At 56.3% G+C, this 18586-nt stretch carries 16 protein-coding genes; all 16 read right to left on the bottom strand.

Annotation, left to right across the window (positions count from 1 at the left end; genetic code table 11):
• Window position 1: 1 nt before the first annotated feature.
• Entirely contained in the window at window positions 2-442 is a 441-nt protein-coding gene (locus RHN82_RS19925; RefSeq protein WP_015570343.1) for a DcrB-related protein, read from the bottom strand.
• A gap of 81 nt (window positions 443-523) precedes the next feature.
• A complete protein-coding gene (locus RHN82_RS19920; protein WP_053087064.1) occupies window positions 524-1222 on the bottom strand; it encodes a hypothetical protein in 699 nt (232 codons plus the stop codon).
• A complete protein-coding gene (gene tssI, locus RHN82_RS19915) occupies window positions 1222-3783 on the bottom strand; it encodes a type VI secretion system tip protein TssI/VgrG (RefSeq protein WP_047051726.1) in 2562 nt (853 codons plus the stop codon). Before tssI ends, RHN82_RS19920 begins: the two co-directional genes overlap by 1 nt.
• A 71-nt stretch (window positions 3784-3854) precedes the next feature.
• Window positions 3855-4307: a hypothetical protein gene (locus RHN82_RS19910; protein WP_032648547.1), complete on the bottom strand. Its 453-nt coding sequence runs from the start codon at window positions 4305-4307 to the stop codon at window positions 3855-3857.
• Complete coding sequence (locus RHN82_RS19905; protein ID WP_045324994.1) at window positions 4291-5094, bottom strand: hypothetical protein; 804 nt, start codon at window positions 5092-5094, stop codon at window positions 4291-4293. The genes RHN82_RS19910 and RHN82_RS19905 overlap by 17 nt, the downstream gene beginning before the upstream one ends.
• Window positions 5095-5114: 20 nt before the next feature.
• The gene (locus RHN82_RS19900; RefSeq protein WP_047051727.1) at window positions 5115-6548 is read right to left on the bottom strand and encodes a serine/threonine-protein kinase; all 1434 of its coding nucleotides are present in this window, start codon (window positions 6546-6548) and stop codon (window positions 5115-5117) included.
• 24 nt (window positions 6549-6572) lie between these two features.
• Complete coding sequence (gene tssH / locus RHN82_RS19895) at window positions 6573-9188, bottom strand: type VI secretion system ATPase TssH (protein WP_023296773.1); 2616 nt, start codon at window positions 9186-9188, stop codon at window positions 6573-6575.
• A 38-nt stretch (window positions 9189-9226) separates the two neighbouring features.
• The gene (tssG, locus tag RHN82_RS19890) at window positions 9227-10270 is read right to left on the bottom strand and encodes a type VI secretion system baseplate subunit TssG (RefSeq protein ID WP_047051728.1); all 1044 of its coding nucleotides are present in this window, start codon (window positions 10268-10270) and stop codon (window positions 9227-9229) included.
• Window positions 10267-12138 carry a type VI secretion system baseplate subunit TssF gene (gene tssF / locus RHN82_RS19885; protein WP_047051729.1) on the bottom strand — a complete coding sequence of 624 codons (1872 nt, stop codon included), beginning with the start codon at window positions 12136-12138 and terminating at the stop codon, window positions 10267-10269. Before tssF ends, tssG begins: the two co-directional genes overlap by 4 nt.
• Before the next feature lie 2 nt (window positions 12139-12140).
• Window positions 12141-12704, bottom strand: coding sequence for a type VI secretion system baseplate subunit TssE (gene tssE, locus RHN82_RS19880; RefSeq protein WP_015570336.1), 564 nt, complete (start codon window positions 12702-12704; stop codon window positions 12141-12143).
• The gene (locus RHN82_RS19875; protein WP_047051730.1) at window positions 12697-13509 is read right to left on the bottom strand and encodes a type VI secretion system accessory protein TagJ; all 813 of its coding nucleotides are present in this window, start codon (window positions 13507-13509) and stop codon (window positions 12697-12699) included. Before RHN82_RS19875 ends, tssE begins: the two co-directional genes overlap by 8 nt.
• 9 nt (window positions 13510-13518) lie before the next feature.
• Window positions 13519-14505 carry a hypothetical protein gene (locus RHN82_RS19870; RefSeq protein ID WP_310398409.1) on the bottom strand — a complete coding sequence of 329 codons (987 nt, stop codon included), beginning with the start codon at window positions 14503-14505 and terminating at the stop codon, window positions 13519-13521.
• 16 nt (window positions 14506-14521) lie between these two features.
• The gene (locus tag RHN82_RS19865) at window positions 14522-15319 is read right to left on the bottom strand and encodes a PP2C family serine/threonine-protein phosphatase (protein ID WP_003859969.1); all 798 of its coding nucleotides are present in this window, start codon (window positions 15317-15319) and stop codon (window positions 14522-14524) included.
• Complete coding sequence (gene tagH / locus RHN82_RS19860) at window positions 15316-17091, bottom strand: type VI secretion system-associated FHA domain protein TagH (protein WP_047051732.1); 1776 nt, start codon at window positions 17089-17091, stop codon at window positions 15316-15318. The genes RHN82_RS19865 and tagH overlap by 4 nt, the downstream gene beginning before the upstream one ends.
• A gap of 90 nt (window positions 17092-17181) precedes the next feature.
• A complete protein-coding gene (locus RHN82_RS19855) occupies window positions 17182-17598 on the bottom strand; it encodes a hypothetical protein (RefSeq protein ID WP_047051733.1) in 417 nt (138 codons plus the stop codon).
• Window positions 17592-18581, bottom strand: a complete 990-nt coding sequence (locus tag RHN82_RS19850; RefSeq protein WP_047051734.1) for a hypothetical protein — start codon at window positions 18579-18581, stop codon at window positions 17592-17594. The genes RHN82_RS19855 and RHN82_RS19850 overlap by 7 nt, the downstream gene beginning before the upstream one ends.
• Window positions 18582-18586 lie beyond the last annotated feature (5 nt).

Below are 18586 nucleotides of genomic sequence, written 5' to 3'. Positions count from 1 at the left end.
CTTACACATTCCGGTTGTCGTTTAGCGTCAGACTTTGCTTCAGTGCGCTCCAGCGCGCCTCGTCCTCTTCCGTAAAGGCTTTTAAGGCCGAGAGGGTAAAAATCATCAGTACCGGTTTGCCTGGCGTCTGCACGGCCAGCTGTTTTTGCCACAGGCGCTGGCCGTTACGGTCAAAGGTGGTCTCAACTTCTACCCCATCAATGTTGCCGGCAGGCCCGGCTTTTACGTGCTGAAATTCGCTCTGGGCGATCTCACCCATCTGAGGACGCAGCACGTCCCACTGGCGGTGAAACTCTTGTTCGTAGTCGCTGCCATCGGGAATAACGCCGCGGCTGACTACCACGGACAGCCCGCTTTCGTCATCGCGAATGATGTTCATGCTGTTGTCCTGCCAGGCAGCAGGAAAAAGGGTAAAGGAACCTTCCTGGAGGGTGTATTTCATAAGTGAACTCGGGATGATTAATATCAAGGAAAGTTAAGGCAAAAATAAAGGTCAGAGAATACTGACCTTTAGTAATAGATTCTACTTATTAACCCATTGACCTGGCTGATCAACTAAAATATGACCACCTTTGCTGACTACCAATTTTAATGGGTTATAGGTAACTGTATAGGTAATTTCGCCATTCTTAAATAAAGAACCAATTAATTTTCCTGTCGCATCGTTTAAAGTCTTACCATCTAAAGATATTGTACTATTATCACTTTTTCTAATTCCAAGATAAAACATATCATTGCAGTTGCTTTCAAAAGAACCACATTTATTTACTAGAGTAATATTGAATTTATCGGTATCAAAAATTCTTTTTTCGGACGCCGATGACTTTAACTCTCTTGTTAGCTCATAATTCCGCGGAGCAGAATATTCACCTTTCTGTGGCGGTGTAATTAAAGTCCAAATCATTTTATCACCAACCACTTCCAGTTTCGCACGTCCCTTTTCACCACCAAATGAAGAGTTAAATTCCACATTTGCTCTATTTTCAGCAATAACACCCTTTAGATTACTCTCATCATCTGGGGGACAGTCAATGCGGTTACCGTTTTGCGTAACATAACAATAACTACCATTCACATTTTGACCAGCTTGAGTTAATCGTAAAGTGAGTGTTGACTCATTTTTTTGTTCTCCGCTCCACTGACCAGAAAACATATCTTTAGCTATTGCATGACCACTATTAAAACCTGCAACCATCAATAACATTACTAATTTTATATTCATTACAAAGCCACCTGTGCACACCGATCAACTCGATTTAACCAACCTGTCAAAAACTTAGCATTTTTGGAATTATTTACCACAAGATTTTCATAATACTCTTTACGGATGTCCGCTATTCTGGACGTAAGTTTCGCTGAGTCGCTTACGCTGTTCATTGCTTCTATTGTCTTAGGCCCTATTTTCCCATCTGCAATCAACTGCTGGCCAAACTCATTGTTCAGCAATTTTTGGATTTGTTTACCGGCTCCGCCGGAGGTTATGGTCCAATCATAAGACATTAGTGCGAGTTTAGGATCATTAAGATTGTTAAATCCAGACGGCTCCCAGTAACGTTTACGGTAAATTGTCTCAGCTTGTTCATTGGTTAAATTTTTTAGGTTATCCAATGTGGGTTCAACGCCAAGATCTTCCTTGGCATATTTCTGCCATGTTTTCCACGCAATTCCTTTATTGGTAGCTCCCCCGGAGTCGTTAGGGTCATTAACGTATCCGCCTTCATTCTGGAAAATAATAGGTGAGATCTTTGAAAACTTGTCCTCACCTTGAGTCGGTGGTGCTGAAGTGGCATTACTTGCTGTAGCTTGAGGTGCTGGTTTCGTTGCAGACTCTGATGGCACAGGAGACGCTCCTGCCCCTTTCTTTCTTTGTTCAGGCGAAAACTTCTCCTGCACAGCTGCATCAATATCCCCTTTATGTCCCGACCCCGGTGCCGTTGTGCCAGGTTTAGTGCCAGAGGTATTCAGATGCAGCTTACCGCCCGTGGTGATATACCCATCGCCCTCAACGAAGAAGTTAAACTCTTTGCCGATCAGGTTAATCTTGCCGTTAGCGTTAAGCTCAATAGCACTCTCACCTGAGACCAGCCTCAGCTTCGTCCCGGAAGCAATGACATACTGCTCCACCGCCGCATCCAGCTTGCCTTTGCCCGTCAGGATTTCGGTCCCACCTTTCACCGCCTGGATCTGGTTCGCTTCAACACGATGCAGCTCATTTTTCTTCACGTAATGACTGCGCGCGCCGCCGACGGTGTGCGTTTCATCATTTTTAACGCTGGTGTCCATGTTGCGTTCGGCCTGGATCCACACCTGCTCTGCGCCCGCCTTGTCCTCAAAGCGCAGGGCGTTGGCGTTGTCCACGGAGCCGTCCTTCGTCCGGCTCATAAAGCCCATCTGCGTCGCGGCAGCCGGCAGCGCCCACGGCGGCATGCTTGCTTCGTTATAGACACGACCAGTGATAATCGGACGGTCCGGGTCGCCGTTGATAAAGTCCACCACCACCTCATCGCCGACGCGCGGGATCTGCACCCCGCCGTAGCCCTGGCCCGCCCAGGCGCTTGACACGCGCACCCAGCAAGAGCTGGTGTCATCGCCCTTCGCCAGACGGTCCCAGTGGAACTTCACCTTCACGCGGCCATATTTATCCGTCCAGATACTTTCCCCCTGCGGTCCCACGACTTTCGCGGTTTGCGGGCCGTAGGTGCGCGGCCACGCCGTGCTCTGCGCCGGACGGTACGACACCGACGCCGGGATAACGGTGAAATCGGTGCGGTGAATGGTTTCCCCCTCGCCGCTCGCGTAGCGGTTCTCCTCGAAGTGATAGCCCGCCGCCGTCACCAGATACTCCCCGTTGTCACTGAAGAACGGCGCGTTGGTCAGGGTAAAGGTGTGGCCCGGCGCAATGCCCGCTGCCGTGGCGGTTGCCTGAATCTGCTGATGCTCCACCTGCCAGCGCTCCTGACGGATACGGGCATAGAACTCTCCGTGCCCTTTGTCGACAAAGCGCCCCGGCCAGTCGTACACGTCGATGCTGCCCGGTTTCGGTGACGCCGGGTTCTGCTGCGCCTGGAAAAGCCACGCGTTCGGCTTGCGGAAGTCATAGTCGTCGAGGCTGTAAATCCCCGGCGTGACGCTGTCCTCCAGCGCCCACTGGCTGATGCCCTCTTCATCCGTACTGCCGCCGGACGGCGTCTGATGGTAAGGAATGACCTCATAGCCGCTGAACGGCTGATGCTGCGTCGCGGCGTCGGTCAGTACCAGGGTATGCTTGTCCGCCTCGTGGCTGAAGTAGTACGCAATCCCCTCCAGCTCCATCAGGCGGCTGATGAAGTCCAGGCTCGACTCCTGATACTGCACGCAGTAGTCCCACACCCGGTAGCTGCCGGTAAGTTTATCCTCAACGTTAACCTGATGTTCAGCCAGCAGGGTTTTGACAATCTGCGGTACCGTCTGGCCCTGGAAGATACGCAGGTTACGGTCGCGCTTCATCGGCCACAGGTCCGGCTCCACCGTCAGCTGGTACACCGCGTAACGGGTGCCCGTCAGCTCCACGGCGCTCACCGCCACGCGCGTCACCTTGCCGTTGATATAGCGGGGGGTAAGCAGGTTCTGCGTGGGGATAGTCACCGTGACCGGCTGGCCCAGCAGCCTGCTGCGGTCAATGCGCGCGTCCGTGCCGAGAAGGGTCAGCGTCAGCGCGAACGACTCGGACATGGCCTCGCGGCCGGAGAGTTTCCAGAAGAGCAGCCCCTCAACCGGGAGCTGAACGGTAATTCGGTTGAGCATAATCTTTATTCCATCTAGCTTATGCGATTCAGAAAAGAGGTTCGCATCTACGCATCAGCGTCATTTATATATTAAAGTGAATGAGTTCTTTTTCTTTTGCCCATTAAGTAAACAAGAGAATATACTTTTAGCAGTTCCGAGATAACGAACAATCCTAAATTTACCCAGACACTTGAAATACCAAACACACTTACCAGAAGTGGGAAAAAAGAAACCGAACATCTGAACGAAATTAGACGGAAAACTTCCTGAATAAGGGCAAATTTAATCGCAACGTCTTTTTTCTTAAAAAACAACCAAGCTGAAATAAAAAGTGAAAGTAATAAGAGCAAATCAAATATAAAAAAGAGTGTTACGATAAAGTAGTAACCGCCTCCTGAAACTACATCTGAGGTTCCTGTGAACGCGATTAAATCTGAAATGAAGGGGATCCTGTCCTGGCGAAGTGAGTTTACAGAATAAAGCAAAAGAGCCAGTACATCCATGCTTCCCCAGAAATACCATAATTTACTTTTTAAATTCATAATCCTCTTCTCTGACTCCAGGTATCCATTGCCATGATTTACCACTTACTGCCCAGGCATCATCGCTCTCAAGGTATTTCTGATAAATGGATCGTTGTTCTCCGTATCGTCTGATGACCGATTTCGCAGATATAAACACGCGCGATTCACCGTCCAGATCTCCGGGTAGCGCTGTCCAGCGCTGAATTTTATCGCGCGACGTATTCATGTAATCTTTACCGTCCGACCCAAATACTCGTCCCTCATCCCCCATGCTCGTCAGTCGATTAATCGCCATAATCACAACATTTTTTGTGCCATGATAATCATCTTCAACAGTTTTCCAGTAACCCGGTCCGTAATTATTGGTAGAGGGAACGAATGAATCACGCGTTGGGGCTGGTTTTCCAAATAGAGCGACATTATTTCGGTAACGTTCGAGGACGTAATTCACAAAAGCTGAGTTGTAGATCGTCTCATCAACACAAAACAACTCCCCTGACTCAGAGATGAAAAAGGGATATAGGGCTTTTGTCCGTTGACGGTGATCTATTAAGACCACCTCCCCTGAGTCAATTAACCGCTCTATTTTATTAAGATTTTGCGCATAGAGGGGATCAAAAACGGCATTAGGATTAAATTCGAAACGATGTCGTAACGTTAAACCATCAATGCTGTGAAATGGATTTGAAACGCCTCGCACCACAACAAACTCACGCCCTACGTCGCTCCGTGCATAGACAGGAGAGACAATCTTTTCGAATTCCTTTGGACGAAGCCTTTGGCTTCGAAGATCGTACACTTCCATAGTATCTCCTGTTTAAACTCCTACGGATTCACAAGCCAGGTGCCTGGCTTCGCAATATCCAGCGTCTGGGTACGCGTTCTTCCATTGCCTTCCAGTTCAATGCGGGTCTCGCCCGCAGGCAATTTCAGCGATGCGTAACCGTTATTCCCCGGACGCAGCGCTTTAGACTCGCCGTTCACCTTCAGCGTCTCGCCATCAAGCATGCGTATATAGACCAACGCGACCGGGCTGGCGTCGACAGGCGGCGCACTCTGCTGCGCCGTAGCCGGTGGCGCGACCGGCTCGCTCACGTCAGCCGTGGCCGGTCTGGTTTCCGCCTGGGCGGAGGTCTCAGCCGGAGGGCTCACGGCAGGCGTTTGCGCCGTCTGCGCTGGCGTTTCCTGACTGCCGCCGCCGAACAGCATCGCACCGGCAACCACCCCAACCAGCACGCCCGCGGCCACCAGCCCCGGAAGCTTGTAACGTCGCCAGTCCAGCGCGGAAGCAGATGCCTCCTCTTCCACCGGCACCAGCATCGTGCCGGTCTTCTTCGCGGTAAGCACCTCGTCGATACCGGCGACGGGCATCTCGATCAGCGCCGCAAACTCCTCAATGGATTGCGGACGGTCTTCCATATGCAGCGCCAGCGCCTTGTCGATGGCCTGTAACAGCGGAATGGAATAGCCCTGAGGCATCAGCTCCACCAGCGGTTTGCAGGTATCCTGAATCGAACGCACCACGCTGACCGGCGGCGGAGAGCCCACGATGAGGGTGCGCAATACGGCGCCGAGCGCGTAGATATCCGTCCACGGTCCCTGCTCGCTTTCATTGTCGTCGGTATACTGCTCGATAGGCGCAAACCCCGGACGCAGCATGGTTTCCGTCTCATCCGAGAGATTACCGATGGTGCGGCGCGCCGATCCGAAATCGAGCAGCACCGGCAGGCCGTTATCCTGAATCTGAATGTTATCCAGCGAGATGTCGCGGTGCAGATACCCCTCGTCGTGGATCGTTTTGATGGCGCCAAACAGCATTGGCAGCATGCGGCGGATCCACGCCTCGTTAATCAGCTCCGGTTTTTCTTCGCGCAGACGGGACAGCGTGGTACCGCTGTAAAACAGCGTTCCCATATAGGCCGTGTCGTTTTGCACCCAGAAACGCAGGACGTGCAGCAGGTTCGGGTGGTTAAAGCGCGCCAGCAGGCGGGCTTCCTGGATGAAGCTGTTCAGACCGGCAGAAAACGCTTTGCCGAAGCGCTCGCTGCGCAGCACCAGCGTCATATCCTCGCCGCGCACGGCGAGGGAGGAAGGCATAAATTCTTTGATAGCGATAGTGCGTTCGAGCTGGTGATCCCAGGCGCGATAGACGATGCCGAATCCGCCGCCGCCAATCACCTCTTTTATCTCAAACTCATTGAAACGGTACCCGACCGGGAGCGCGTTTGGGACAGTCCGATTGTTATCATTATCCGTCATCTTTTACAGTTCTCTTGATGATTATTACGCGGCAAACTGACAGTGGAACTCGCCCTGCTCGCAGGTGACATGCAGACGTCGGTACTGCTCGTCGCTGCGGCTGGCGGTAAGTAAAATCTGGCTCATCTGAGGCAGCAACGTATTGGTCAGAATCGCATCCACCATACGCCCGCCCGACTCAACCTCGGTACAGCGCTGAACAATCTGTTCGACCACGCTGTCGTCAAATTCAGAAATAATGTTGTGATTCTCTTCCAGACGACGCTGAATGCGCCTGAGCTGAAGACGCACAATCTGCCCCAGCATCTCGTCGCTCAGCGGGTAATACGGCACCACCAGCAGGCGGCCCAGCAGCGCAGGCGGGAACACCTCCAGCAGAGGCTGGCGCAGGGCGCCGCTTAACGCGTCAGGCTCCGGCATCAGTTCCGGGTCGGCGCACATGGCTGCGATCAGGTCGGTGCCGACGTTTGAGGTCAGAATAATAATGGTGTTACGGAAATCAATGTGACGCCCTTCGCCGTCCTCCATCCAGCCCTTGTCGAAGACCTGGAAGAAGATCTCGTGCACGTCCGGGTGCGCTTTTTCAATTTCATCCAGCAGCACCACGCTGTAGGGACGGCGGCGCACGGCCTCGGTTAAGACGCCGCCTTCACCATAGCCCACATAGCCCGGAGGCGCACCTTTTAACGTCGAAACGGTGTGCGCTTCCTGGAATTCACTCATGTTGATGGTAATGACGTTCTGCTCGCCGCCGTAAAGCGACTCCGCCAGCGCCAGCGCGGTTTCGGTTTTACCCACGCCGGATGGCCCGCAGAGCATGAATACGCCGACCGGTTTGTTTGGATCGTCAAGCTTCGCCCGGGAGGTTTTTACCCGACGGGCAATCAGATCCAGACCATGACGCTGGCCAATAACCCGCTGGTTCAGCGTGTCGGCCAGATTCAGCACCGCGTCGATCTCATTTTTCACCATCCGGCCCAGCGGGATGCCGGTCCAGTCTGAGACCACCGCTGCCACCACGTTCTCATCCACCGCGGCAAACAGCAGCGGTTCATCACCCTGTAAGGTCTTCAGCGCCTGCTGCTGCTCTGCCAGCTGGCCGCGCAGTTCAGCCGTATCCTCATCACCCGCCGCAAACAGCGCGGCACGCAGACGGATAATCTCCTGCACCCGCGTGCGCTCTTCTTCCCAGCGACGGGCCAGGGCTTCGCGTTGGGTTTCGTACGCGTCACGCTCTGCGGTTAAGGTCGCTACACGCGCCGGATCGCCCGCCCCCACGCGCGCTTCGCGTTCAGCAATCTCCAGCTCCACGTCCAGGGCCGCCAGGTGACGCAGACAGTCTTCCAGCTGGGCAGGTGGCGCGCTCTGGCTGACGGCCACGCGAGCGCAGGCGGTGTCCAGCAGCGCCACCGCTTTATCCGGCAGCTGACGCGCAGGAATATAGCGATGCGACAGTTTCACCGCCGCGCTGACCGCTTCGTCGAGGAGTAGAACCTGATGATGGGTTTCCAGCGGCGACACGGTGCTGCGCAGCATCAGCACGGCTTTGGCTTCGTCCGGCTCGTGAACCTGTACGGTCTGGAAACGGCGGGTCAGCGCCGGATCTTTCTCAATGTATTTTTTGTATTCCGCCCAGGTGGTCGCGCCAATGGTGCGCAGTTGCCCGCGCGCCAGGGCAGGCTTGAGCAGGTTAGCGGCATCGCCGGTGCCCTGCTGACCGCCAGCGCCAATCAGGGTGTGGATCTCATCGATGAACAGAATAATCGGCGTGGCGCTGGACTGCACCTCGTTGATCAGCGCCTGGAGGCGCGCCTCAAATTCCCCTTTCATGCCCGCTCCGGCCTGAAGCATGCCGATATCCAGCAGCCACAGCTGAACGTTTTGCAGCGGCTCCGGCACATCGCCGTCAGCGATACGCAGCGCCAGCCCTTCCACCACCGCCGTTTTCCCGACGCCGGCTTCCCCGGTCAGCAGGGGGTTGTTCTGGCGACGACGCATCAGAATATCGACCATCTGGCGGATCTCTTCATCGCGCCCCACCACCGGGTCAATTTTCCCTTCCCGGGCGCGCGCCGTCAGATCCTGACCATACTGCGCCAGCGTACCCTGCGCAGCCGGTACTGCCCCGGCAGGCGCGTCCGCAGCGGCGGCGGCCTGCTGGCTCTCTTTGCTGCTGGCGCAAATGGCGTCGAACTGCTCGATCAGCACCTCGACGTTAAGACGGGTGAACTGCGCCGAAATGCTTTTCAGCACGTTAGCCAGATTCCACGTTTTCAGTATGCCGATCAGCAAATGGCCGCCGCGGATGCGGCTGACGCCAAACTTCAGCGAGCCGTAGACCCAGGCGCGCTCGACGGCGCTGTCGATATGCTCGGAAAGATCAGACACGGAACTCGCGCCACGCGGCAGGGCATCCAGCGCCGCCACGATATCGCGCGTCAGCTGCTGTTCATCAAGGGCGAAGTGACGGATGACCTGTTGCAGATCGCCATCCTGCTGCTGCATCAGCTGATGCAGCCAGTGCACCAGCTCAACGTACGGGTTGCCGCGCAGCTTACAGAAGGCAGTCGCGCTTTCCAGAGAGGTAAATAACAGCGTATCCAGTTTGCCGAAAAGCACGGCACGGCTAATTTCTGACATGTTAGTTTCCATTAACAATGATTCGGTATACGGAAGGATTATCGCTCTGCGCGATACACCAGATCGCCACGCGGAACAGGCTGAGGCTGAAGGCCGAGCCAGGTGTTATACCCTAATCGCCCGGCGCTGCCGAGCGTGGCGCCCTGCACCGCATCGGCGCGCAGGATCACCCGTGTTTCCCATTCAAATTCCACCCCGGCGTACTGTCGCACCCAGTCGCGCAGCTCGGTCACCCACCCTTCGCCCGGCAGAAAACGGTTGTAGTCGTCTGCGCTCAACGGGCCAATCTCAAGCCGAAATTTATGCTGCACGTCGCGTACCGCAATGCCGAGAAAAGCGGACTCTCCCATGCGCGGCAGGCGACGCCCCTCGCCCAGCTGTGCCTGCTCCCGCGTTGAGAGCGGCATCCACTGCGGGACGTTGGCCACCAGCCTGACCGGCACGTTGAAATAGTTGCGCAGGATCTTCTCCAGCCCTTCCGGGTCCCGCCCGTGGCGGATCAGGTGCCCGGCGTGAGTAAAGCGGGCATGCGCGCTCAGGCTGCCTTTCGACATCTGGGCAGGCTGTCCCATGCCAATCAGCGATGCCAGATACCCTTCGAAGCGCCTGTTGTCGTCGCGATCCAGTGAAACGGCAGGCTGCGCGTCCGCCCAGGCGCGGTAGAACAGCAGCGTCAGGCGGTGGTGAAAGAGGTCGGCAAACGCGCTAAGGCTGTGATCCTGATGATGATGAATACGCTCGCGGGCATACTCAGTCATGTGCACCGGCAGCGGGCCGTTAGGACCAAACAGGCCGAAGCTCAGAATGGAAACCTCATGCAGTCCGTTCTCTTCCCGCTGCCGGACCTCAGCAACCGTTGACGGCGCAAAGCCCATTGAAGGCTGCTGACCAATACGCAGCGGCTCAAATTTAGGCAGCGGCGCGCGCCCCAGCGGGTAACGTTCACCGCCCTGGGCATCAATGCGTCTTAACAGCTGGAACAGATCGTAGCGCCACGGCGTCTCGCGCACTCCGCGCCAGAACGCATCGGGCAGCGGCGTCAGGCGATGCACGCGCAGCGTTGCAGGGGCAACTTCACTCATACCAGCGCCCTTTTACCCATGCGCGGCGCCCAGTAGCCGATTTCACCCCGCTGCTGGCTCTTGAGCGTGAACTCCGTAAAGCTGTTGATGGAGACCAGGCGGGCAAAAAGGCGTTCCAGCACGCTGCCGAAAAGCCATGGGCTGGCGCCGGAAAAGGCGCGTTCGTCCACCGTCAGGGTGATGCCGATCCCGCGGGCGAACACCACCGGGCCGGGTTCAGGCACGCGGCGGTGCACCGGCTCCAGCACGCAGTGACGAACGCCATCCACCTGACGGGCAACCGGCGTCTCGGCGAGGTTGGCGTACAGCCCTAACAGCTGACGCAGCGCGGCTGCGCCCTCTTCGTTTTCGCTGTCCATCAGGCTGAGGTAGTTCATTTGCAGCTGGCTAATGAGCCGCCAGGTGCTGAACCCTTCGGCCAGCGCCGGACGCGGCGGCGTCGGGCCTTTACGCAGGGTTAACGCCTTCACCGGCATGGAGTCGGCCGTAATAAACTGCCCAAGCTCCTGCTGGAGCATCAGCGGCAGGTCACGGCTGGTGCACAGCACCTCGGCGGAAATGTAGCGCAAATTCTCCTGCCACGGCGCGTGCTGCGCATCCACCAGCGAGACGAAGACCTCCGAGCCGATATAGCCCGTGCGGGTGCCATAGCGCAGCGCGTGTTCGGAGAGAACGCGCTGCTCACGGCGCAGGGAAAAATAGGCGCCGTAGTTGCCCGCGTCGCCACTCCAGGTACTCCAGAACGGACGAAACGTCTGGTCGTCCCGCTGACCATCCGCGCTGGCATAGATTTTTTTCACGGCATAAATTTCATAATCCAGCGGGCGGATGTTATCCACCACCAGATGGTATTCATGCTGGCTTTCGCTCAGCTTCTGCCGGGCCGCCACTTTCGGGAACAGGTTGATCACCGGCGTGCAGTGCAGCGCCAGGTGGCTGGCATCCACCACGCGCTCCAGCTGATCGTCGCTCTTGTCGAGCAGAATGAAGATATCAAACGCTTTTTCGTCTTCGCAGCGCTGGATCAGCTTGCTCAGCCCGCTCAAACTGATGAAGCGAAAACGCGCCGGGAACGCAAAGTACTCCTGCAACAGGCGATAGCCGTCGAAGTTGCGCAGATCGTCCGGGAGCAGCGCCTGGTCCGCATCAAAGCCTTCCTGACGCAGGACGTCAGACGACAGCAGCTGGCGCTGGGGCTGCTTGCTAACCGTCTGGCAGACAATACCCGCGTGGTGCTCCATCACCAGCTCCAGCAGCTTCAGCGCCTCGATGTCCGGGCCGCTTAAGAAGAACTCCAGGCGGTCAAAATCCAGGTGCCCGAGATGCTGCGGACCATCGCAGGCAATGCGGATCCGTAAGGCGCTGCTGATCCCCCGCTGGCTCAGGCCGAGCTGGGCCAGCGGCAGATCGGCGGGAACGCCGCCCAGCTCGATCCGCTCAATTTTTAACGGCAGCAGGTTGACCTCGTGCGCCGTGGTATAGCTGCACGTAACCCCGGTTTTTTTCAGCGCCAGGCTGTCCATCATGGTGCCGCGCGGCACAATAAAGCCTTTGCTCAGGTCGCCCCGGCTGCTGTCGGGCTGAATTTCAGCGATCGCCATCGACGGTGTAGGCGCCAGATAATTTGGCGCAATCATCTCCAGCATACGCTGTGAAAAGCGCGGGAATTCGGCGTCCATTTTCATCTGCACGCGGGAGGTCAGGAAGGCGAAACCTTCCATCAGGCGCTCAATGTACGGGTCCGCCACTTCGATGCCGCGCATGCCGAGCCGCCCCGCCACTTTCGGGTAGCGTTCGGCGAACTCTGCGCCCATCTCGCGCAGATAGGCCAGTTCACGGTTGTAATATTCGAGCAGTTTGCTTTCCATAATTACCCCGCATCCTTCAGTTCAAAATGGCCGTTCTCAAGATCGACGTCGGTGCGAAAGAGAAACTCCAGCGGATACGGCACGCACCACAGGCGGCCTTTGATTTCGATAGACAGAACGTTGTGCAGATCTAACGAGGAGGTATCGGACACGCAGCGAACCTGAAGCCCCTGCGGCAGGATCCGCGGTTCAAAGTTAATAATCGCTTCGGTGAGCTTGCGCTGAATGTCGTGCCATTCGATATCGGACATTCTTTTCCCCGCCAGCGGCGCGACGCCAAAGTTAACGACGGAACGGCTCACCTGCGTCAGCCCGCTCAGATCGCTGGAGGCATCGTGGTTGATGGTATTAAACAACCACTGTAAATCCCGCAGGACGTTACGACGCAGCGCGGCGTGGGTGATCAGATTGCTGTTGGCGGACTCGCGTTTTTTTTCCGGATCGTTATCCGTAAGGCGATCCAGCAGTGAAGGCTGCATTTTGTCGCGCGCCCCCACTTTCTCCTGCCTGCTGCGGGCCTGCCAGCCGCTGCGCAGCAGATCGCCTTCGCCAGCGGGATTACTCATCCGCACCATCCGAGGTAAATGTCACCAGGCTCAGGGTAAGCAGCGGGCTTTCGCTTTGCTCGCTCAGCCAGGCTTTCTGCCCCATGCCTTCATACAGGGCGCCGTCATCGTCCAGCGGGAGCCACTCGGTGGTGCGCCCCAGCTTAACGCTGTCTGGCGCCCCGTCAGCAAACGGATAACGCGCCGGGATCTGACACACCTGCTCGGTGCCGTCCGTGAGGCGGACCAGCGCATGACGCCACACCAGATCGGTCACGCTGGCCGGAGCCTGAAAACGGATCGCGTCGATGGCGCAGAACGGCACCCAGAAATAGCGGCCATTGACCAGGGTTTCACACACCGGCCCCAGACGGGCATCGCCGTCCATCAGCCATTCAAAGGTGTGGCTCTCTTCATTCTCCAGCGTGACCTGCCCGCGGCTTGCCGGGGCCTGTTCGAGTGCCGCCAGACGCAGCGTTTGCGCATTCCCGGCGCTTTCGGTCAGCGCCGTGGCTAACGTCGTCAGCCACGGCCACTGCGCCTCGGGCATTGCTGGTCGCGCCTCTCCCGCGAACACGCGCGCCCGCTGCTGTTCACCCTGAATGGCTTGCTCCAGCAGCGTTACGGTCGGTTTTGCCTGCGGCTTCAGCGCCAGCCAGCTTTTCAGCTGGGTCAGGGCGCGCGCCCAGTTGCCGCTGAGGATCAGAAACTGCACAAACGCGGCGCGCAGATCGGCATCCGCCGGACGGGCTTTGATATCGGCTTCCAGGCGAAGCAGCGCGTCGCTAATCGACTCCCCCGCCAGACGTTGATAAAGCGTATTCATAGCCCCTCCTTAATTCGCCGCGCGCCAGGCGCCCACTGCCGGATCGCGCAGCTGCGGGCGCAGCGTGTCAATCAGAACAACGTTCAGCTCCGCGCCCGGTGCAACCCATGCGCTCCAGATCTTCTTCACCTCTGCGATACGCGCCTGGAGTCTGGCGTCGTCGCTGGCGATCTCACGGGTGATTTCCACCGCCACCGTGCCGTTGCTCTTCCAGCCGTTCAGGGCGCTGTCGTACGGCAGGATCATCCAGCTCTGGTCGCTGTTCGGGGTGCTGAAAACCATGCGCTCTTTGTTGACGGAGGTGATCAGCGCCTTTTCAGGATCGACCGCGTTGTTCAGCCCCATCACCGGGAAGCCGTGAATGTAGATGACCGGAATCGCTTTCTGCGCCCCGTTACGGTTCTGCGTCACCACGGTATGGCCGCTGAGCCAGCTGCCGTTGCCGCAGCGGGTAGTGTCGGAATCCGGAATAAACAGCGCTGGCGCGGAGGAACCGCCCTCCCAGAAGGTGCGCAGGTGGCAACCGTCCTGAAGGGTGAACTCCTGCCATGGCGTACGATCTGCCGCCACGGTGTGCGTCTCCGGATTCTGGTCAGGCGGCAGCAGCGCGCCTGAGGTGGTGGTCGTTGCCGCCGCCGTTTCCTGCTGTTTCACCACCAGCGCCCAGTCCTGCGCTTTAGCCGCTGTGCCCCGGGCAAGCGTCGTGCCTTCCGGATCGTTAAGCGTCCAGTTCAGGGTATTCAGCTTGCTGCACTGGTGCTCCAGCAGCGAGCCAAGGCGCGGCACGAAGTTTTCCAGCACCGAAACCTCTTTCTTGCCGTTCGCCACGATACGCAGCGCAACGTCCGCTTTACACCAGCTTTGCGGCGTATTGTCTTTAATGTTGTCGATCCAGATATCCAGCTTCTGCGCAGGAGACTGCACGATGCGGAAGTTTTCAGCCTGTGCGGTGGTCGCCACCGTCAGAAGAGCCAAACCCGATAGCCAAAGTTTCATATCAATCCTTGTGTGTCTAATCAGTTCCGCAGGGAAGAAATTGTGCTGCGTCAGAGAGCGTATGCAGCAAAGTGGTGTCCTGAGGGTTGCCCATCCACACCGCCACGGCGGTATAGTTATCCTGAGCATTGCCCTCCTGTTCGGCATTCTTTTGAATGATTTGGTTCATTAAGGTCAGCCACTCCTGTGGCGTATTGACCATATGCAGCGACTGCTTCATCTGCTCTTCGCTGACGCCGTGCCAGAAACCGTCGGTGCAGAGTAAAAAGGCATCACCGTCCTCAACCTGCACGACATCGCTGTAGCTCGCTTCCGGTCCGCCATTCTCAATACCCAGCGCCAGATACAGCAGGTTGCTGTTGAGATCGTCGGTCTGATGCCCGGCATCTTTCATCTGCTGGACGAGGCTGTGATCGGTGGTCACATGCCACAGCCAGCCGCGGCGAAACAGGTACAGGCGGCTGTCTCCGGCGTGCGCCCAGTAAGCCAGACGGTAATCCCTGTCGATAAACAGGCTGACCAGCGTGGTGCCCATCCGGCGATAGTCCTGCACGGCCTGTTGTTCGCTGAGGATGGTGCGGTTCGCCGTTTGGACGTAGTCACGAATATGCTGCGCATTCAGGTGCTTGTCGCCGTCAAAGCGGGAAATAATGCTGTTGCGGGCCAGCTCAGCGGCCACCTCGCCGCCCGGCAGGCCCGCGATGCCGTCACAGACGACAAAGCAGGCTGAACGTTCCCCGATGGTTTCTCCCGTCTGATCCTGGTTGCTGGCGCGCGTCCCCTGGCGGGAGAGAGAAGCCGTTGCGATATTCATTTTTCTTCCGATCCGCTTTGTGAGTCTTTGTACTGATTGACCTCCATGTCATAGGCATGGAGGAAGGCTTCGCCAAACAGGGTATGGAAGTCGTCCTCGATCTCGCCCGCCGTCTCGCCATAACTGCGCACGAAATAATCCCACAGCGCGGCTTTACGGCTGCCCGGCAGCGCCAGGCGTGACGTCATCCCGTTCTGCTTCGCCTGCTCTTCCAGCTGTTCCGGGTTAAAGGATTGCAGCATGGCGGCGATAATGGCGCGGATACCGGAGATCATCCCCAGCTGGTGCGCCTGGAGATCGATCAGCGCATCACGCACCGATTTGGTCGGCGGCATAAAGCCCGGCATCGGCGTGCCGAACATCTGGATCAGCACCGTTTTCCCGGTCGGCAACAGTTTGAACGGGTTGTTCGCATCGTCGAGCACCATGGTCATATCGGCTTTCACTCCACGCTTGAGGATGGAGCGCGAGGAGAGCAGCGCCACGGTCCCCTGCGAGAACATGCCCAGGATCTGACCCAGCTGACGCATATTTTCCCGGTCGAATTGCGGCACCGGCTGCATTTCGCTCAGGCCCATGCCCTCCAGCAGCGCCTCCAGCAGTTCGCCCTGAAGCACCTCGCCCCGCTCGCCGGTCTGCGCGGAGGCAGCAGGCGAAGCAGCGTTTTTAACCGGGTCGATACGCAGGCGGCCTTTAGGCGCCTGCGCGTTGCTGCGCGCCACGGCCTGCGGCGTTGGCATGGTGAAGCCAGCGTAATCAGGACGCGCGGGCTCCTCTTCCGCGCGCGGCGCATCCTGTGGTTCAGTCGGTTCCGGATCGAACAGCGGTGAGCTGGCCAGCGCATCCTCTTCCTGTGCGGCTTGCGCTTCAGGCTTTGGCTCCGGCTTATCGGCCACGATTTCATCCGGATGGGTTAACGGCGCGCCGCCCATCAGGCCGAGGGGGTCATCGTGACGCGCGGCAGGTGCGCTCGCCGATCCGCCAAACAGGGCTAACGGATCGAGTTCGTCCGACGCATCTTCCTTTGACTGGGCAGGTTTGCTTTCGTCCGGCTGTACCAGCGTCGAAGGGGTAACATCGTCAAAGATGCTCTCTTTTTTAAACAACGCTTCATCGCTAAACAGCGTGTCCGGGTCAACGTTTTTACGTTCAAGCGACGGTTCGGCGTCGTTAAACATTGCCAGCGGATCTTCGGCATTCCGCTCCGGGGCCGCAGGCTGGGATAACGGGTCGTGGGAGGCCGCGGGCTGTGGTTTTGCCCGGTTGCTGGAGATGCTGTCGGAGATGGAAAACTCCTGCATCAGGCTGTCCCAGATTTCCGACGGCACGGCCGTAGGTTCAGCTTTTCCGCGAGGCGCGGCGCTGGCCGGTTTCGGTTGCGGCGCTGGTGCAGGTGTCGCCGCTGGACGCGCCTGCTGCATGCTTGCCGCCATGCGGCTTACGGGCTGGGTGTCATGAATGAGTTCGCAGACTTCAATGCGATAATCATCAATACCGAGAATATCCCCATCCTGAAGCTCAACCTGACGCCCACGCTCCAGCGGGATATCATTCAGTACCACGCGGGTAACGCTGCCGCGGTTCGTGACGCGGCATTCGCCACTGGCGTCGACGTGAACGATGGCCTGCAAACGCGAGATGGTGCGGTCATTGTCCGGCAGCACCAGATTGTTATCCGTACCGCGCCCAATGGTGCCGCCCGGGGCATAAAAATCACAGCTGCTTTGCGGCGGCTGATGACCGGGTTTCGTAGAAATAATCGTGAATCGCATGGCGTATTCCTGCTGGTATGATTAGCGCTCAAACGCTGCCGCTCTCGGGGGTGAGAACGGCAGCGTTTGGGGGTTAAGGGCTGATTAAAGCTATTTGACTACATTCAGGAAAATAATGCCGATAAGCAGCCATAGCGTAAAAAGTATGGCCTGAGCTTTATAGCGTCGATGCAGTTTTAATATCCAGCCGATTCTCTCTTCCGGTAAAGCCTGAACGAATTTATAGGCATCATCCTGAACATTTCTGTCTTTGGTAAATTTCATCTTCACGCCTTTGCGAAGACGAACAAACCAGATTATTTTTTGATAGTTCGCCAGCGAACCAAAAAAAGATGCGTAATTTGTCACCAGATCGAGATCGTAGCCTTTTTGCCGATATTCTGAAAGAAGCTGATTATATTCGGCCTCGTGTTTTTTAAAATAACGGGAACTGATGAGATCCATGATTACGACAAGTAAAAATAAAACTACAATCAGAAATAAAAGAATATTTTCTACATTCACCATAGTTTATCCATGACATACTCAGTTGCTCCACCGGCAACTTCGCCACCAATGTATCCACCCGCAGCGGCGCCTACCACAGAACACGCGAGCAACCCTACACCACCTGTTGCCACGCCCAATGCAACACATACGCCAGCCCCAGCCATGGCGCCATATTTTCCGCCATAAATCCCGCCCGCAAGACTGGCCCCGAATTGACTGTACTTCTTAACGGCGACTTTGGAACAATTCTGCTCTCTACCTACTGTACAGGCATCGTAAACTTCATTGGTTGTGTTTGCACCAGCGAAGCCGATAGCCAGCCATCCTCCCATTTTCAGAAAACGGGCAGCTTTTGAAGCATTGTCTACATATGTTGAATACCCTCGTATCGAGGCAACACCCGCAGTACTCCATTCATGGACAATTGACCTGCTTGATAAACCTAAAGCGTGCTTGATTTCTTCATAAGGTTTCAGTTTCAGCGTTAGTCTGGACAGCTTATTTAATAAAACGTCCAGCTCAGAAAAAAGTTTTTGTCTCTCAACAAAAAACTGCTGCCCGATTAATGTGCCTTGCGTTCTGTATTGATTTTGATAAGCCAGTTCGATAGCTTTTAATTTCTTTTCTATTTCGCTAAAGTACCTTTCACCTGCATCAGCAACCACCCCGAGAGATTTATCCATAAAATTAGTTAATGCTGCGATGGTACTAAAATGCTTGTTAAAGAAATTAGCTTCATCTGTATTCAGTTCTGCCAATGCTCCATTAACCTTTTGCTTTGCATTTTGTAATTGTTTTAGCTGAACCGCATTTTCAGCACCTGGAGCATTAAGGATCAATATTTGCCCGGGTTTTAACCACCGTGTGTCCCTGTTCACTTGCATAAAATAACGTGCCGCTTCACTGTCTGGTTTATTGAACAGCAGCCTTGCCTGGAAATCTAACGTACCAGCCTGCTGAACAACACAATAACCAGGAGCAACCGTTGATTTTACGCTCATATTGA

This window comes from Enterobacter cloacae complex sp. EB5, from assembly GCF_031432835.1.
Lineage (GTDB): Bacteria > Pseudomonadota > Gammaproteobacteria > Enterobacterales > Enterobacteriaceae > Enterobacter > Enterobacter hormaechei_C.
The sequence above is the reverse complement of the archived record's forward strand: the minus strand, read 5'-3'. Positions and strand labels throughout refer to the sequence as shown.

Coding starts and splice junctions, on each gene's coding strand:
- tssH (WP_023296773.1), bottom strand. CDS start 9,188: ATGTCAGAAATTAGCCGTGCCGTGCTTTTCGGCAAACTGGATACGCTG.
- tssI (WP_047051726.1), bottom strand. CDS start 3,783: ATGCTCAACCGAATTACCGTTCAGCTCCCGGTTGAGGGGCTGCTCTTC.
- RHN82_RS19875 (WP_047051730.1), bottom strand. CDS start 13,509: ATGAATACGCTTTATCAACGTCTGGCGGGGGAGTCGATTAGCGACGCG.
- tssF (WP_047051729.1), bottom strand. CDS start 12,138: ATGGAAAGCAAACTGCTCGAATATTACAACCGTGAACTGGCCTATCTG.
- RHN82_RS19865 (WP_003859969.1), bottom strand. CDS start 15,319: ATGAATATCGCAACGGCTTCTCTCTCCCGCCAGGGGACGCGCGCCAGC.
- RHN82_RS19870 (WP_310398409.1), bottom strand. CDS start 14,505: ATGAAACTTTGGCTATCGGGTTTGGCTCTTCTGACGGTGGCGACCACC.
- RHN82_RS19850 (WP_047051734.1), bottom strand. CDS start 18,581: ATGAGCGTAAAATCAACGGTTGCTCCTGGTTATTGTGTTGTTCAGCAG.
- tagH (WP_047051732.1), bottom strand. CDS start 17,091: ATGCGATTCACGATTATTTCTACGAAACCCGGTCATCAGCCGCCGCAA.
- RHN82_RS19925 (WP_015570343.1), bottom strand. CDS start 442: ATGAAATACACCCTCCAGGAAGGTTCCTTTACCCTTTTTCCTGCTGCC.
- RHN82_RS19900 (WP_047051727.1), bottom strand. CDS start 6,548: ATGACGGATAATGATAACAATCGGACTGTCCCAAACGCGCTCCCGGTC.
- tssG (WP_047051728.1), bottom strand. CDS start 10,270: ATGAGTGAAGTTGCCCCTGCAACGCTGCGCGTGCATCGCCTGACGCCG.
- RHN82_RS19905 (WP_045324994.1), bottom strand. CDS start 5,094: ATGGAAGTGTACGATCTTCGAAGCCAAAGGCTTCGTCCAAAGGAATTC.
- RHN82_RS19910 (WP_032648547.1), bottom strand. CDS start 4,307: ATGAATTTAAAAAGTAAATTATGGTATTTCTGGGGAAGCATGGATGTA.
- RHN82_RS19920 (WP_053087064.1), bottom strand. CDS start 1,222: ATGAATATAAAATTAGTAATGTTATTGATGGTTGCAGGTTTTAATAGT.
- RHN82_RS19855 (WP_047051733.1), bottom strand. CDS start 17,598: ATGGTGAATGTAGAAAATATTCTTTTATTTCTGATTGTAGTTTTATTT.
- tssE (WP_015570336.1), bottom strand. CDS start 12,704: ATGAGTAATCCCGCTGGCGAAGGCGATCTGCTGCGCAGCGGCTGGCAG.